This is a genomic window from Pantoea sp. Cy-639 (assembly GCF_011752525.1).
Classification (GTDB): Bacteria; Pseudomonadota; Gammaproteobacteria; order Pseudomonadales; family Pseudomonadaceae; genus Aquipseudomonas.
This window is the reverse complement of sequence record NZ_VWXI01000005.1, coordinates 100,828-116,736: the sequence shown is the minus strand read 5'-3', so window position 1 is coordinate 116,736 and position 15,909 is coordinate 100,828. Positions and strand designations below refer to the sequence as shown.

13 protein-coding genes are annotated in these 15,909 nt (G+C 65.1%); 8 read left to right on the top strand and 5 right to left on the bottom strand.

Translation table 11 applies throughout. From position 1 onward, the window contains the following. Positions 1-12: 12 nt before the first annotated feature. Entirely contained in the window at positions 13-2,304 is a 2,292-nt protein-coding gene (gene bglX / locus F3J43_RS08295; RefSeq protein WP_166884609.1) for a beta-glucosidase BglX, read from the bottom strand. Positions 2,305-2,502: 198 nt separating this feature from the next. Between bglX and F3J43_RS08290 the strand changes: the two genes are divergently transcribed. The 4 genes from F3J43_RS08290 (at position 2,503) to F3J43_RS08275 (ending at position 5,376) form a co-directional block, all read left to right on the top strand. Beyond that, positions 2,503-3,111, top strand: a complete 609-nt coding sequence (locus tag F3J43_RS08290) for a TPM domain-containing protein (protein ID WP_166884606.1) — start codon at positions 2,503-2,505, stop codon at positions 3,109-3,111. 111 nt (positions 3,112-3,222) lie between these two features. Then, positions 3,223-4,440 (top strand): class I SAM-dependent methyltransferase, encoded by a 1,218-nt coding sequence (locus F3J43_RS08285; protein WP_166884604.1) that lies wholly within the window; start codon positions 3,223-3,225, stop codon positions 4,438-4,440. A gap of 175 nt (positions 4,441-4,615) precedes the next feature. Continuing rightward, positions 4,616-4,879 carry a hypothetical protein gene (locus tag F3J43_RS08280; protein WP_166884602.1) on the top strand — a complete coding sequence of 88 codons (264 nt, stop codon included), beginning with the start codon at positions 4,616-4,618 and terminating at the stop codon, positions 4,877-4,879. Further along, positions 4,879-5,376, top strand: a complete 498-nt coding sequence (locus F3J43_RS08275; protein ID WP_166884600.1) for a helix-turn-helix transcriptional regulator — start codon at positions 4,879-4,881, stop codon at positions 5,374-5,376. Before F3J43_RS08280 ends, F3J43_RS08275 begins: the two co-directional genes overlap by 1 nt. Before the next feature lie 15 nt (positions 5,377-5,391). Here the strand turns inward: F3J43_RS08275 and F3J43_RS08270 are convergent, their stop codons facing one another. The 4 genes from F3J43_RS08270 to F3J43_RS08255 form a co-directional block, all read right to left on the bottom strand. Further along, a complete protein-coding gene (locus F3J43_RS08270; protein WP_166884598.1) occupies positions 5,392-7,956 on the bottom strand; it encodes a TonB-dependent receptor in 2,565 nt (854 codons plus the stop codon). Between the two features lie 121 nt (positions 7,957-8,077). Then, positions 8,078-9,025 (bottom strand): FecR family protein, encoded by a 948-nt coding sequence (locus F3J43_RS08265; RefSeq protein ID WP_166884596.1) that lies wholly within the window; start codon positions 9,023-9,025, stop codon positions 8,078-8,080. Continuing rightward, the gene (locus F3J43_RS08260) at positions 9,022-9,555 is read right to left on the bottom strand and encodes an RNA polymerase sigma factor (protein WP_166884594.1); all 534 of its coding nucleotides are present in this window, start codon (positions 9,553-9,555) and stop codon (positions 9,022-9,024) included. Before F3J43_RS08260 ends, F3J43_RS08265 begins: the two co-directional genes overlap by 4 nt. 85 nt (positions 9,556-9,640) lie before the next feature. Next, positions 9,641-10,657, bottom strand: coding sequence for a DUF4917 family protein (locus F3J43_RS08255; RefSeq protein WP_166884592.1), 1,017 nt, complete (start codon positions 10,655-10,657; stop codon positions 9,641-9,643). Positions 10,658-10,806: 149 nt separating this feature from the next. Here F3J43_RS08255 and F3J43_RS08250 point away from each other — a divergent pair, with 149 nt between their 5' ends. The 4 genes from F3J43_RS08250 to F3J43_RS08235 all read left to right on the top strand — a co-directional run bounded on the left by F3J43_RS08250 (position 10,807) and on the right by F3J43_RS08235 (position 15,906). After that, positions 10,807-11,865: a glycerophosphodiester phosphodiesterase family protein gene (locus F3J43_RS08250; RefSeq protein WP_166884590.1), complete on the top strand. Its 1,059-nt coding sequence runs from the start codon at positions 10,807-10,809 to the stop codon at positions 11,863-11,865. 90 nt (positions 11,866-11,955) lie between these two features. Continuing rightward, entirely contained in the window at positions 11,956-12,492 is a 537-nt protein-coding gene (locus F3J43_RS08245; protein ID WP_166884588.1) for an RNA polymerase sigma factor, read from the top strand. After that, positions 12,485-13,447, top strand: coding sequence for a FecR family protein (locus tag F3J43_RS08240; protein ID WP_166884586.1), 963 nt, complete (start codon positions 12,485-12,487; stop codon positions 13,445-13,447). The genes F3J43_RS08245 and F3J43_RS08240 overlap by 8 nt, the downstream gene beginning before the upstream one ends. Positions 13,448-13,527: 80 nt before the next feature. After that, the gene (locus tag F3J43_RS08235; protein WP_166884584.1) at positions 13,528-15,906 is read left to right on the top strand and encodes a TonB-dependent receptor; all 2,379 of its coding nucleotides are present in this window, start codon (positions 13,528-13,530) and stop codon (positions 15,904-15,906) included. Positions 15,907-15,909 lie beyond the last annotated feature (3 nt).

Below are 15,909 nucleotides of genomic sequence, written 5' to 3'. Positions count from 1 at the left end.
GCCGGATGTGGCTTACAGCAGCTCGAAGCTCTGTTGTTGCACCGCCTCGGAATCCAGGCCGATCTGGACATTGAACTGGCCGGGCTCGGCAACGTGCTGCAGCTGGCCATTGTAGAACTTCAGGTCGGCCTCGCTGATGTCGAAGGTCAAGGTTCGCGATTCGCCGGCCTTGAGCATCAGTTTCTGGAAGTTCTTCAGCTCCTTCACCGGACGGCTCATCGAGGCGCTCTGGTCCTGGATGTACAACTGGACCACGGTCTCGCCATCACGCTTGCCGGTGTTCTTCACCGTCACCTTGGCCTGCAGCTTGCCGCCAGGCTTGAGCTGGGAGGCGGAGAGCGACAGCCCGGACAGGGCGAAGTCGGTGTAGCTCAGGCCGTAGCCGAACGGGTACAGCGGGCCGTTCGGCTCCTCGAAGTACTGCGAGGTGTAGTTGCCCGGCTTGCCTGGGGTGAACGGGCGGCCGATGCGCAGGTGGTTGTAGTACATCGGGATCTGCCCGACCGAGCGCGGGAAAGTGATCGCCAGACGGCCGGACGGATTGTAGTCGCCGAACAGTACGTCGGCGATGGCGTTACCGCCTTCGGTACCGCTGAACCAGGTTTCCAGGAGAGCATCGGCCTGCTCGCGCTCCCAGGCGAGCGACAGTGGGCGGCCGTTCATCAACACCAGCACCAGAGGCTTGCCGGTGGCCTTGAGCGCCTTGATCAGGTCGCGCTGCACGGCCGGGATCTCCAGGGTGGTACGGCTCGATGACTCGTGGGACATGCCGCGGGACTCGCCGACCACGGCGACCACCACATCCGATTGCTTCGCGGCCTTGACGGCCTCGTCGATCAAGACTGCGGCCGGACGCGGGTCGTCGACGATTTCCGGGGCGTCGAAGTTGAGGAAGTTCAGGTAGTCGAGGATCGCCTTGTCACCGGTGACATTCGATCCCTTGGCGTAGACCACCTTGGCTTTGCCTTCGAGGGCGCGGCGCAGGCCTTCGCGCACGGTGACCGAATGCTGCGGTTTGCCGTCGGCGGCCCAGCTGCCCATCATGTCGATCGGCGCGTCGGCCAGTGGGCCGACCAGGGCGATGGTGCCGGCCTTCTTCAGGGGCAGGGTCTGTTCGCGGTTCTCCAGCAGCACCAGGCTGCGGCGCGCCACGTCGCGGGCGGCGTCGCGGTGCAGGCGGTCATCGGCGTAGTAGTCCTTCAGGTCGGTCTCGGGCTTGGGAATCCGTACGTACGGATCCTTGAACAGACCCATGTCGTACTTAGCGCCGAGCACCTCGCGCACCGCCTGGTCCAGCTCGGCCTGGGAGACTTCGCCGGACTTGAGCAGCCCCGGCAGCTCCTGGCCGTACAGGGTGTCGTTCATGCTCATGTCGATACCGGCCTTGATCGCCAGCTTGGCGGCTTCGCGGCCGTCGCGGGCGACGCCGTGGCGAATCAGCTCCTGGATCGCGCCGTGGTCGCTGATGGTCACGCCCTTGAAGCCCCACTCCTTGCGCAGCAGGTCGTTCATCAACCAGGTGTTGGAGGTGGCCGGCACGCCGTTGATCGAGTTCAGCGCGACCATCACTCCGCCGGCACCGGCGTCGAGCGCGGCTCGGTAGGGCGGCAGGTAGTCGTTGTACATCTTCGGCAGGCTCATATCGACCGTGTTGTAGTCGCGCCCCCCTTCCACCGCGCCGTACAGGGCGAAGTGCTTGACGATGGCCATCACGCTGTCGGCGTTGGCCGGGCTCGAGCCCTGGAATGAACGGACCATCACCTGGCCGATCCTGGCGGTCAGGTAGGTGTCCTCGCCGAAGCCTTCGCTGGTACGCCCCCAGCGTGGGTCGCGGGCAATGTCGACCATTGGCGCGAAGGTCATGTCCAGCGAGTCGGCGGCGGCTTCGATGGCGGCAGTACGGCCTACCTTGGCGATGGCCTCCATGTCCCAGCTCGCGGCCAGGCCCAGGCCAATCGGGAAGATGGTGCGCTCGCCATGGATGGTGTCGTAGGCGAAGAACATCGGGATCTTCAGGCGGCTGCGCATGGCCGCGTCCTGCATCGGCCGGTTCTCGGGGGCCGTGCGCGAGTTGAAGGTACCGCCGATACGACCTGCGGCGATTTCCTCGCGGATTTTGTCACGGGGCATTTCCGGACCGATGCTGATCAGGCGCAGTTGGCCGATTTTCTCGGCTTCGGTCATCTGGCTGACCAGATGTTCGATGAACGCCTGCTTGTCTTGCAGGGGCGGGGCGGTAGGGGCAGCAAGCGCCGCCTGGGTGGCAAGGCCCATGGCCAGGCCCAGCAAAGACAGTTTCATCATCAATTCCATTGTCGAGTGAGCAGCGGCCGAGGACTTTTCGCAAGCCTGTTGTTGTAACGTCCGCTGGTGGTGGCGCCGATCGTTCGGCAGGATCCGTGGCAGTCGCGGATTATGCCTTATATGAGGCGTCTGTTGAGATACACTCCTGCCCACCCGATGCCGGGATAACAACGATAAGAACGCTCGAGAGACGATGGCATGACCGAATACGAACAGCGCCAGATCGCCGAGGCGATCGCCCGCGCCGAGCAGCGTACCGACGCCGAGTTGGTGACCGTGCTGGCCCGACGCGCGGATGACTTTCCCTACCTGCCATTGCTCTGGGCCGCGTTGCTGGCATTGCTGGTGCCTGGGGCATTGCACCTGTGGTTGGGCTGGATCGGGGTGAATGGCCTGTTGCTGGTGCAGATGCTCACATTCATCGGCCTGTGCCTGCTGTTGCGCCATCCGCGCCTGTCGAGCTGGGTGGTGCCCACGAAATGGCGTCGCTGGCGAGCCTCCGGGCTGGCCCGGCAGCAGTTCCTCGAACTCAACCTGCAGCGTACGGCGGGCGCTACTGGTGTACTGATCTTCGTCAGCGAGGCCGAGCGGCATGTCGAGATCCTGGTCGACGAGGGCATTGCCCGGCACTTGCCGCCACAAGCGCGCGAGGCCATCGTCAGCCGTTTTGTCGAACAGGTGGGCGAAGGCGAAACCCTGCAGGGGTTCATCGAGTGCATCGAGGCTTGCGGCGAGCTGCTCAGCATGCATGTGCCGCCAACCCAGGCGCGCAACGAACTGCCCAATCGCCTGGTCATCCTCGACTGACGGCAGTTCGCACGGGACAGGTGGTCGGCAACCCTTCGCGACAGGCCGTCGGCCACGTAGAATGCGCGGCATTGCGCGTTGCGCTTCCCGCATTTCGAGGCACCCATTCTCATGTCTTCCTCCTTTACCGTCTCCAGCGCGCCGGATGCGCGTGCCGAGTTCCTGGGCCTGCTGGCCGACGCCATGGCCGATGGCAGCCTGACCCGCTTGGTGCTGGCCCGCCATGTCGGCGCCGACCAGACCTTGCAGCGGATCATCGCCAAGCCGGTGCTGATCAAGGGGGAGCCATGCCTGCAACTGGTCTACCGCCACCAGACCCGCGACATCACCCGCAACCTGCCGCTGCCGCAGGCCCAGGCGCTGGCTGCCGAACTGCTGCCGACGAGCTTTCGCAATGCCCATCTGTTCACCGGCGCCGGTGAGGTGCAACTGGAGTTCAGCAAGAAGGGCAAGCCGATGATCCGTCGCCATCTCGCCCAGCAGGCTCCGCGCGAAGCGGCGGCGGGCGGGCATGACCGGGAGAAGAAGCGTTACCTGGAGTTGTCGCGGCCTTTCCTGCGTGATCTTGGGGTGACCGATGCGCAAGGTGCGTTGATCCCGTCGATGTCACGCAAGTGGAAGCAGATCAACAAGTTCATCGAAGTCTTCGACCACGCCCTGGCCGGTGCGCCGGTAGCGGCGAACCAGGTGCTGCGGGTGGCGGACTTCGGTTCGGGCAAGGGCTACCTGACCTTTGCCATGCACGACTACCTGAGCAACACGCTGGGTCGCCAAGCGCAGGTTACTGGCGTCGAGTTGCGTCCGGACATGGTCGAGCTGTGCAATGCCGCTGCCATGCGCCTGGAACACCCGGGGCTGGTGTTCGAGTGTGGCGATGTACGCAGTGTTGTCCCCGAGGCCATCGAGGTGATGATTGCCTTGCATGCCTGCGATATCGCCACCGACTACGCCATCCATACCGGGATCCGCTGCAACGCCGCGATCATCATGTGTTCGCCGTGCTGCCACAAGCAGGTTCGCCCGCAGTTGCACAGCCCGGGGCTGCTGCAGCCGATGCTGCAGTACGGGCTGCACCTGGGGCAGCAGGCCGAGATGCTCACCGACAGCCTGAGAGCCCTGTACTTGGAAGCTTGTGGTTATGAGACCAAGGTTTTCGAGTTCATCTCGCTGGAGCACACCAACAAGAACAAGATGATCCTCGCGGTCAAGCGCCGGCAGCCACAGGACAACCGTGTGCTGCTGGAGAAGATCGACCAGCTCAAGGCGTTCTACGGCGTGCGCGAGCACTGCCTGGAAACCCTGTTGCGGGCTGATGGGCTGATCGCTTGAGTGCAGGGCAGCAAGCGCAGAGGTTTCGCTGGTTTGGATAGGCCGTTTCCGAAGCGCTAGTTTTCAGGAAAACGCCTGCGGCACAGGGCCTAGGCTGGGTCGGGACAGCGCTTGTCGGCGCTCCTTGGTTGTCACTTGACAACTTTTTTTCTCGGCCCATACTGGAGCCCTGCCAATGGCCCGTCCCGTCCATCCAGACAAAGAAGTCGAACAGTCCCTGAGCCATGCCGAGACACGTGGCTGGCGAGTGGTGGTACGTGGCGGCCACTGTTGGGGGCGCATCTACTGCCCCCTTAATGACCGTGATTGCCGTTGCGGTGAGTTCTGCATCAGCAGTGTGTGGAGCACGCCGCGAAACCCGGGCACTTTCGCCCGGCAGTTGCGCCGGATCGTGGACAACTGCACCTCGGCACCCCACCCGCAAGCGGAGCACAAGTGATGGAGTACGAATTCACCCTCAAGTACCAACTCAGCGACGATCAGGATCTCGACGCGCTGGTCGAGCGTCTCGGCGCGGAGGGTTGCGATGACGCGGTGGTCGGCATCGGTCAGCCAGGGCGGCTGGCCCTGGCCTTCGCCCGCGAGGCTGCGAGTGCGCATGAGGCCATGCGCAGTGCCCTGGCGGATGTGCACCGGGTGATCCCCACGGCCCAGTTGATCGAAGCCAGCCCCGACCTGGTCGGTCTTACCGATGTGGCACAGCTGGTGGGCGTGTCCCGGCAGAACATGCGCAAGCTCATGCTTTCTCACCACCGCAGTTTTCCGGCGCCGGTGCATGACGGCAGCCTTTCGCTGTGGCACCTGGCCGACGTCCTCGCGTGGATGCAGGCGCGGGGCAGCCATGCGGTAACCCACGCCGTGCTGGAGCTGGCCCTTGCCGCGATGCAGGTGAATGTCGCCAGGGCCCAGGAGCGCCTCGTCGAACGAGGCGCATGAGCCGTCGCGACGGCCTCAGAAGAAGCGGGTCACGCTGATCTTGGCGTTGCGTCCGACGGTATAGGCATTCTCTCCCGACAGCTCTGGCCTGACCGCCTTGTTGAACAGGTTGTCCACGGTCAGGTTGACCTCGGTGCCCTTGAGGTACGCCTGCTGTGGCTTCCAGTTGGCGAACAGGCCGTGTAGCTGGTACTTCTCGTTGCCGAAATTGTCGTAGTAGCGGTCACCCAGTGCGCTGGCCGGCCCTTCGAAATACTTGTCGCTGGGCAGGTGGTGGGTGGCGCCGACGAACTGCGCGGTCCAGCCGACGCGTGCGTCCCACTCCGGGATCTTGACGCCGAGGGTGGCGATCCACTTGGGTGCCGGCACGTCCTTGGCCCAGACATCTGGCCCCCATGGGTTGGTGTAGGCACCGTCGTGACGCCCTTCCATCCATGAATACGACAACGCACCGAACAGGTAGCGGGCGTCGTAGAAGGTCTCGACTTCGAAGCCCTTGTAGGTTACGTCGCCGATATTGCGGTAGTTGCCCATCAGGCCGTCGCCGCAAGTGGCGGCGATGGTGCCGCCGGTTTCCAGTTGCCGCTGGCAGCCAATACCGGTGGCCTTGAAGATCTCGTCGGTGACCTTGTTGCGGAATACCGTGGCGCGCACCTGGGCGCTGTCGCCCTGGGTGAACACGTTGGAGAAGTTGCTGATACTGCCGACCCGCAGGCCGGTGATGCGCTCGGGGTCGAGGTCGCGGCTGGTGGCGGTACGGCTGCCCACGCCCTGGACCTCGTACTGCTCGTCCAGTACCGGGGCGCGCCAGGTCTTGCTGTAGTCGGCGAACAGCGCAGTATGTTCGTTCATTTTCCAGAACAGCGACAGACGCGGCGACCAGCCGCTGTAGGTCTTGTCGCTGTAGTCGTGGCCGGCTGCCGGATTGTTGTAGTAAGGCGCCTGGTTGGGCTTGCCTTCGTTGGTCACATGGTCATAGCGCAGCGACGGGGTGATGGTCAGGTCGCCCAGGGTGATGGCGTCCTGCAGATAGTACCCCTGGCTGTCGACCTGGCCGCTGGGCATGAAGTAGGGCTGGTAGTGACCGTAGTTGTACTTGGGCACCTGGTACATCTTGCCGGGCATCCACATCTGTGTGTCACGGTCGTGGCGGCGTACCTGCACGCCGGCGGTCAGCGCGTGTTCCAGGGGGCCGGTGAGGAAGGTGCTGGTGTTGGTCACGTCGAGCATGCGGTCCTGGTACTCGGTGTCCATCTTGCGTCCGCCGGTGGCTGGCTGGAAGAACGCCGTGGCTTCGCGTTCGTCGGTCTGCTTGGTGTCGGATTCGGAATATTTCACCTGCAGGTCGAGCCACGGGTTCTCGATCGGCTGGTATCTGTAGGTGGCCGACCAGGTGGTGTCGACCGTGGTGCGGTAGGCCAGGAAACGCTTGAGCGCGGCATCGTAGCCGTAGCGCTTGATGTCGGCGGCAGTGGGCGGGGTGGCGAAGGCGGTGGAGGCGAAGGTGGTCCAGCGATCGCTTTGCGAGCGCGACCAGGACAGCCCCAGGCTGTGCTCGTCGGTGAAGTGGATGTTGGTCTTGAGCAGCGCACCGTCGAGGTCAAGGGCGCTGTAGGGCAGGCGCTGCGGGTTGACCGGCCAGCGATTGGTCGGGTCGGGCAGGCTGTCGGCCATCTTCAGGTTGCCACCGTCGCGCTTGGTGTAATACACCAGGCCGTCGATACGCCCGTCATCGGTGCGGCCGAACAGCGCCGAGCTGTAGATCTGCTGGTGGTCGTTGCTGGCGTAGCCGTACTTGAGCATGGCGCCGCTGTTGCGTCCGTCCTGCAGCAGGTCCGTGGCATCCTTGGTCTGCATGTTGACGCTGCCGCCGAAGCCACCGTTGCCGGTCTTGACCGAGTGCGGGCCCTTGTCCACCTCGATGTGCTTGATCAGTTCGGGCTCGATGAAGATGGTGCCTTGCTGATAACGCTCGAAGCCACTCTTGGGGGCGCCGTCGACGGTCATCGGCACATCCTCGGCATCGCCCATGCCCCAGATGTTGATGGTCTGTCCGCCAGGCTTGGACGAGCCACCCATGTTGATCCCCGGCAGGGTGGCCAGCACGCTGGGAATGTTGCTCGGCTGGTAGCGGTCGATCTGCTCCTGGTCCAGCGTCGAGCGCCCGACATTGCCAGCATCGACCTGCTGGCCGTCACCAACGATGCTCAGCGCGCCGAGTTGCAGGCTGTTGTCGGCACTGGGTTGGTCTTCGCGCAAGCGCACCACGTAGGTATTGCCCATGCGTACCACGTTGAAGCGGCTGCCGACCAGCAGGCGGGCAATCGCCACTTCGGCCTCGAAGTCGCCCTTGAGCGCTGGCGCCTGGGCGCCGCCAAGCTGGGCCTCGTCGAACAGCAACTGGACCTTGGCCTGCTGTGCCAACTGGCTCAGCGAACGTGCCAGCGTCTGCGCGGGCAGGTCGACAGGCAGTGGCGCGGCTTCGGCGGACAGGCTCACGGCCAGGCCGATCGCCAGCGGCAGGGCGAGCAATGTGGCTCGGGCAGGCAGGCAGTGCAACGGACGCAACGCGGACAACATGGATTCCCCCAAACGGCAAAAGGCCGGAAAAAGCCCGCCGTCATGGAGCGGGCATGGAGGAAGACGCGGACTTGCGAAAAAGCCACACCTGCGAATGATAAAAATTCTCAAAAAGATTCAATCAACGCCGTTCGATCCGCAGACGGCCGTCTGCCAGCAGCGTTGTCTTGACTGGCAGCAAGGCGGGTAAAGCGTTGAGCAGGGCATCCGGGTCGTGCACGTCGAGGTTGCCGGACACCTTGTGCCGACCCAGCGCCGGGTCGGCGAGCAGCACCGGCTGCCGCCGGTACAGGCCAATCTCGTCGATCAGGCTGGCCAGTTCGCGGTTGTGAAAGCTGACATGCCCTTCGCGCCAGTCGGCCACTGCCTGGCCGGACAGATCCTGGCGGCTCAGGGTGCCGCGTGCCAGGTCATAGGTGGCACCCTGGCTGGCGCCAAGCAGCAGGGGGGGCAACCGCTCGCCAGGCACCTCGAACGCCACCTGGCCATGGGTGACGCCGACCACCAGTTCACGGGCCCCACGGCGCAGGTCGAAACCTGTACCGACTACCCGCACCCGGGCACTGCCGGCGTCGACGAACAGCGGGCGCTCCTTGTCGGGGGCGACGTCGATGTACATCTGCCCCTGCTCGAGCAGGATCAACCGGCGCTCGGCATTGAAGTCCAGGCGTAGGTGGGTCTGGGCATTGACGTAGAGCTGGCTGCCATCAGGCAGGCGCAGGCTGCGCATCGCCTGGCTGGCGCCGATGCGCTCGGCGAATGCTTCGGGGCCGTTGCCGAGGTTGCCTGCCAGCACCGCGCACAGCAGCGCGGCCGCAGTCGCCAGCGCGGGTCGCCAGCGCACGGCACGGCGCACGGGCAGGGGCGTTGGCCGATTGACCTGCTTGAGCGCGGCGAGGTCGTCCCACAACTGCTCGAACTGGCGGTAGGCGCGGGCGTGTTCGGCCTGCTGCATCCATTGGGCGAAAGCCTTGCGTTCATTGCGCGACGGGTTGTTGCGGTTGCGGCTGAACCAGCTTGCTGCCTGGTCGTCGATCGGGCGCGGGTCGGGCTCATCGATGGGAATCATGGAAACTGCTCCGTGCCGGTGTCACTGTCCAGGCGTTGCTTGCACTGCAGCAGGGCGGCGGCGATGTGCTTCTCGACCATGCTGACGGAAATGTTCATGCGTTCGGCGATCTGGGCCTGGGTGAGGCCTTCGAAGCGGTGCAGCATAAGGGCTTCGCGCCGGCGCGGCGAGAGTTCGTCGAGCACCTGGCGCAATTGATTCAGCCGCTGTTGCTGCTGGGCATGATCCAGCGGGTCATTGGCAGCCGTTGCCGGCTCCTCCTCGATGGGGTGCGTCTCGAGCACGCCATGGCGCACTTGCTGCCGCCGCCAGTGATCGCTGAGCAGGTTGCGCGCCACCTGGAACAGGAATGCCCGGGGTTGCTGCACCTTGGCTCGGTCGCGATAGCCCAGCCATTGGGCGAACACATCCTGGGTCATGTCGGCGGCATCGTTGGCATTGTCCATGCGCTTGCGCAGGAAATGCAGGATGTCGGCGTAGAAACCTCGGCAGGTTTCCTGGGCGACGGGATCGGGCTTGAGGCGCTGCATGCACGCTTTCCGGAGCTGGGCAGGGAAAAGGGTGCGGATCTTATCGAGAATTATTCACATTTGCAAAACACCGATATGCCCTGCCTCAGCGCTGTCGGTTGAAGCTGGCGGGCACCTCGATGGCCAGTTCGGCTTGGCCCAGCGGATGGCTGGAAGCATCGAAAAAGTGCAGTGAAGTGCGCTCAAGATCGGCGAAACGTTGCGCGTAGTGCTGTTTCTGGTTGAGGATCGATGCCTCGCTCAAGGGCCGGATCGCCACCGCCAGGTGCGTGGGCCGGGCCTGGCGAATGGCCTCCAGCAGGTGCTGGTCGCTGGCGTCCAGATGTTGACCGAACAGGCACAGGCCCTGGTGCTCGCGTGCCAATTGCGCCAGTCCCCACGACAGGTAGTCGGAGTTGCGGATGGCCCGCAGCTTGTCCTCGCTGCGACTTTCGTTGACGAACAATGGCACTTCGCCGGGAATGTTGACGGCGAAGCCTTCGAGCAGTTCGGCCTGTTCCGCGCCGCGCCGGCGGGTGCTGCCGTCGGGCAGCTTGAGCAGGTGCATGCCGCCGTGCAGGTGGATGACCCGCACGCCTTTGTCCGATACGCGGCGTACATCGAAGAAGCCCTCGGCGTCGAACAGCTCGGCGAAGCCTGTCGGGGCCTGGGCCACGGCCCAGGGCAGGAGCAGGTCGTAGTTGCTGGTGTAGACCGTGCGGTATTCGCGCAGCGCCTGGTTGAGCGCCAGGCGGGTGGCCTCGGGCAGCAGTGGCCAGGGCAGGTGCACCGTGCGCACGGCGTGGATCAGGGCTTCCTTGATCGAGTAGTAGCGGTTCAGCGGCGCGGTGGCGTTGATCGCCAGCGCGGCATTGGCCCGCACGGTGGTGTTGAGGGCGCTGAGCGCCGGTTCGAACAGCTCGCTGCCCAACGCCTTGAACAGCGCCTGGTCACTTACCCCCAGGGCCTTGTGGCGGACCTGGCGAGCCTGCTCGAACAACGAGAAGTAGCCGAACGGCTTCCACAGGGCGCGACTGGCACCGTTGCCTAGCAGCAGGGCGGTGCAGGGGTGGCGCTGGTTGAGGTCGGCCCAGGAGGGCAGGTGGGCGTCGAGAGCGGGCATGGGCGGTCCGTAGGGCATGGCGGAAAACGCCGGGGACTTTAGCATGTCATGCAGAGTGTGCGAGGCTTGCGCCCTCAAGGACCGCACCGTAGACCTCGCCGGCCCTGTTTCGTGACAGGACCGGCCCCGATTTGCCAAGGACTCACCGAATGTTCAAACCTCTCCTGTTGGCCACGCTGCTGGCAACTTCCACCGCGCACGCCGCGGACGGCCAGGCCCTCGCCGCCGCCCAGGGCATCCCCCATCCGGCGGTGATCGCCCACCGAGGCGCTTCCTTCGACGCTCCGGAGTCCACTACCCCGGCTTATCTGCTGGCGCGCGAACTGGGCGCCGACTACCTGGAAATGGACCTGCAGCGCACCCGAGACGGCGTGCTGGTAGTGGTTCACGACGATGTCCTGGCCCGCACCAGCAATGTCGCCGAGCGTTTCCCCGAGCGCAAGGCCAGTCCGGTCAGCGACTTCACCCTGGCCGAGCTCAAGTCGCTGGATGCCGGCAGCTGGTTCAACAAGGCCTATCCCGAGCGCGCACGCGCAGCTTTCAAACAGCAGCGCATTCTCACCCTGGACGAGGTGATCGACATTGCCGAAGGCAATCCCGAGCGGCATCCGGGTCTGTACATCGAGACCAAGGAACCGGCCCAGTTCCCTGGTATCGAACAGGACCTGAAAAAACGCCTCGAAGCGCGTGGCTGGCTCGACAAACCGGGCCGTGTGGTGCTGCAGACATTCGATCGCAACAGCCTCAAGCTGCTGCACGAGGCCATGCCGCAAGTACCGAAGATTCTCCTGCTGTGGGTAGCCAAGGGCAGTATCGAACCGGCCTCCGGGCAGGATTTCGCCGAGTCGGGCGAGCATGACAAGTCGACCTTCTATGCTCGCCAGCAACCCAAGGACCGGGCCGAGTTCGAGCGCTGGCTGGACTACGCCAAGGCAGACGGCGCCATCGGCACCGGCCCTTCGGCAGTGCGCAGCAACCTTGGCGAGCAGAGCTATTCGGACCTGATCCAGCCATGGATGAACAAAGCCAGCCATGATCGCGGCCTATTGGTGCACGTCTACACCCTCGATGACCGAATCGACTTCGACAAGGCGATGAAGGCCGGCGTCGACGGTATTTTCAGCAATCGCGCCGGGGAGCTGCTGCGCTTCTACGGTCGCCCGGTGCCTGTCGCCGAGGGGCAGTTGCTGCACAAGCTCGGCTATTGAGGTCGGACGAGGTGGTGCTGGCGAGTGCCGGACGACATGTGTGAGAATGATACGAATTTTCATTAACGGTTCTCGCCACAGCCACCTGCAATGACTTCCCTACCTACTGCCTGGAGCGCCCGACCGGCGCTCCAGGCCGTCGTCGACGATCTGCTCGCCCACTACAGCGACCTGCGCCGCTACCTCTGCGGGCGTCTACGCAATCCCGACGATGCCGCCGACATCGCCCAGTCCAGCTTCGCCCAGGCCTATGCCCATGCGCTGAGCGCACCGGTGATCAATGCCCGCGCGTTGTTGTTCCAGGCCGCGCGCAACCTGTGCATCGACCAGTACCGACGCCGCAGCACCGAGCTGGCTGCGCTGGAAGACTGGCTGACACGCGTCGAGCTGCTCAGCCCCAGTGTCGAAGACATCATCATCGCCCGCGAACAGTTGCAGTCCCTGATCGATCGTATCGAACGCATGCCGCGCCTGCGCCGCGAGGTGTTCGTCCGCGTGCGCCTGCATGGCCACAGCCATCGCGACGTGTGCGAGGCGTTGGGGCTGACAGCCAAGTCGGTGGAACTGCATATCGCCCGGGCGGTGTTCGATCTGTCCGAGCTGCGCCTGGCGGTGCGCGATGACTGAACCGGTTTCGCCGCGCAAGGTCCAGCAGGCCCTGGCCTACCTGGCGGCGCTGCAGGGCGACGACCCCGAGCGGGTACGCCAGGCGGGCGGGCAGGCGTCGCGCTGGCGGGGCCGTAGCGACGAGCACGAGCGTGCCTGGCTGGAGGCCGAGCAGCGCTGGCAACTGGTGCATCGGCTGGCGCCACAATTGCGTGGCGCACTCCAGCCCGAGGCGTTCGACCCGGCGCGTCGGCGACTGTTGCGCCAGGGCGGCGTGCTGGCGCTGGTGCTGGCCACTGGCGGCTGGCTAGGCTGGATGTACCGGCGTACGGCGCCGTTCCAGCTCGATCTGCAGACTGCCCACGCCGAAGCGCCACGCAGCGTGCACCTGCCCGACGGCAGCCAACTGCTGGTGGCCGCCGAGAGCAACCTGCGGGTGCGCTTCGAGCACACCGAGCGGCAGGTGCTGCTGCTGCACGGCAACGCTTACTTCGATGTCGCCCATGCGTCGTGGCGTCCGTTCCTGGTCAGCACCCGGCTGGGCCTGGTGCAGGTGCTGGGCACGGCGTTCAGCGTCAGCGACCGCGGCGATCGCGTCCAGGTGGCGGTGGCCAGGGGGCGGGTGCAGGTTCGCGACCTGCAAGGCACGCAACAGATCCTGCACGCGGGCGAGCGTATCTGCCTGGATGCCCAGGGGCGCCTGGGCAACCTGCGTGGCGGTGGGCGTTTCGGTCCCGACCTGGGGCACTGGCAGCGGGGATGGTGGTCGTTCACCGACCAGCCGTTGGCCGAAGTGGTCGGTGAGCTCAATGCCTATCTGCCTCGTCCGTTGGCCGTGGCGGCAGAGGCTGGGACATTGCGCCTGACCGGCAGCTTCCCCAGCGACCAGCCCGAGGTACTGCTCGATGCGTTGCCGCGCATCCTGCCGGTGAAGCTCGTGGAGCAGGGCGCTCGGCGCAGGCTGGTCCTGCGCTGAGTGGCCAGGCAAAAAAATTGAGGGGTTGTTCGCGGCTGCCACGTCATCAGCAGTGAACCCATCTCCTGCAAGGACCGATCATGTCGCTCTCCACCTCCCGCTTTCCTGGCACCCTGCGGCGCCTGGCCCTGGCCTGTGCCCTGGGTGGCGCCGGCCTGTTGCCCGCCGGCCAGGCTCTGGCCGACAGCCAGCCACTGAGCCTGGACCTGCCAGGCCAGTCGCTGGAGGCCACCGTCCATGCCCTGGCCCGTGAGTCGGGCCAGGCAATCGCTGCCGACAGCCGTCTGCTCGCCGGACGCAACGCTCCGGCCCTGCAGGGGCGCTATACGGTGCTGCAGGCGTTGCGCCAATTGCTTGCCGGCAGTGACCTGGTGACGGTGGAGGAGAATGGCGTGATCATCCTGCGTGGTACGGCCGAGGAGGGCGCGCTCACCCTGGGCGCGACCACGGTCAATGCCAGCGGCTTCAACAGCGACCTGCCGGACAGCTACAGCGGTGGCCAGGTGGCCCGCGGCGCACGCATCGGCATGCTGGGCAACCGCGACATCATGGAGACGCCCTTCAGCGTGATGTCGTACACCGCGCAGACCATCGAGAACCAGCAGAGCGGCACGGTCGGTGCAGTGCTGCGCAACGATCCGTCGATCCGTTTCAGTACCGGCGAGGGGCACGCCTATGAGAACTTCATGATCCGCGGCTACGCGCTGGACTCCACCGAGCTGGCGCTGGGCGGTCTGTACGGCCTGGCGCCCGACGGCCATGTGCCGACCGAATTCCTCGAACGGGTCGAGGTGCTCAAGGGCCCGGGTGCGTTGCTCAACGGCATGGCGCCCAACGGTGGCGTTGGCGGGGTGGTCAACCTGGTGCCCAAGCGCGCCGGCGAGACGCCGCTTACCCGCCTGACCACCAGCTATGTGTCAGATGGTTATGTCGCCGAGCATATCGATATCGGTCGGCGTTTCGCCGATGGCCGGCTCGGCATTCGCTTCAATGGTGTGTACGGTAGCGGCGATACCGGCGTCGACCAGCAGTCCAAGGACCGCACCCTGGCGTCTCTTGGCCTCGACTACCGCGGTGACGACTTCAAGCTCGAACTGGACGCCTACGAAAGCCACGAGAAACTCGACAACGGCAGCCCGATGATGGCCGGCTTCAGCAAGCTGGGGCATGTGACCCGGGCGCCCAAGCCCGATACCAACATCCTCGAGGGTATCGATGCCAAGCAGGTCAGCAAGGCGGTGGTGGTGCGCGGCGAGTACCAGCTGGACGACCGCTGGAGCGCCTATGCCAGCGTCGGTGGTGCGCGTACCCGCTACGATGGCTTCCTCAACGGCACCCGGGTGATCGTCACCAAGGCCGATGGCACCGCCAGCGGCGAAACCTACAACCAGGCCGGCTATACCCACAGCCTGTCCGCCGAGGCCGGCCTGCGCGGCGACTTCATGACCGGCCCGGTCAGCCACCAGCTGGTGCTCAGCACCACCTTGCTGCACCAGGATATCGGTCGCGCGCCGACGGTTACCGGCAAGAAGTACCTGACCAACATCTATCACCCCGGCAAGGCGATCATCGCCGGTGGGCACGGCAGCAGCGACAAGACCGCCGACAATACCCTGTCCAGCTACGCGCTGGCCGACACCCTGGGTTTCGTCGATGACCGTGTGCTGCTCACCCTGGGTGTGCGTTCCCAGCGTGTGCGGCAGAAAATGAGCAACCCCTCCTACGACGAGCGCAAGCTGACGCCGGCCGTGGGCATCGTGCTCAAACCGTGGGACGCGCCGGTGTCGCTGTACGCCAACTACATCGAGGGCCTGACCCAGGGCGGCATGGTCAGCGACGTCAAGGCGGCCAACTATGGCGAGCAGTTCGCGCCTTATGTCGCCAAGCAGATGGAGGCCGGGGTGAAATGGGACCTGGGTGACTTCACCCACACCCTGGCGCTGTTCCAGATCGAAAAACCGAGCATGATCTACGACCAGGCCAGCAACCGCTACAACGATGACGGCGAGCAGCGCAACCGAGGTGTCGAGTGGAGCATGTTCGGTGCCGTCACCCCCAGCGTGCGCCTGCTCGGCGGTGTCACCTACACCCGCGCCGAGCTGACCAAGACCGCCAACGGCACGATGGATGGCAACACCGCCCGTGGCGTGCCGGCCTGGTCGGCCAACCTCGGCGCCGAGTGGGACCTGCCCTGGGCACAGGGCCTGACCCTGACCGCGCTGGGCATCCACAGCAGCTCCCAGTACCTGGACTCGGCCAACCAGTTGAAGATCCCGCAGTGGACCCGCTACGACCTTGGCGCGCGTTATGCCACCCGCGTGCTGAGCAAGGATGTGACCCTGCGCGCCAGCCTGGAGAACGTCGAGAACCGTGCTTACTGGGCCGGCGTGTTCAACGATGGCTACGCGACCGTGAGCGAGCCGCGCACGCTCAAACTGTCTGCCAGCGTCGACTTCTGAGGT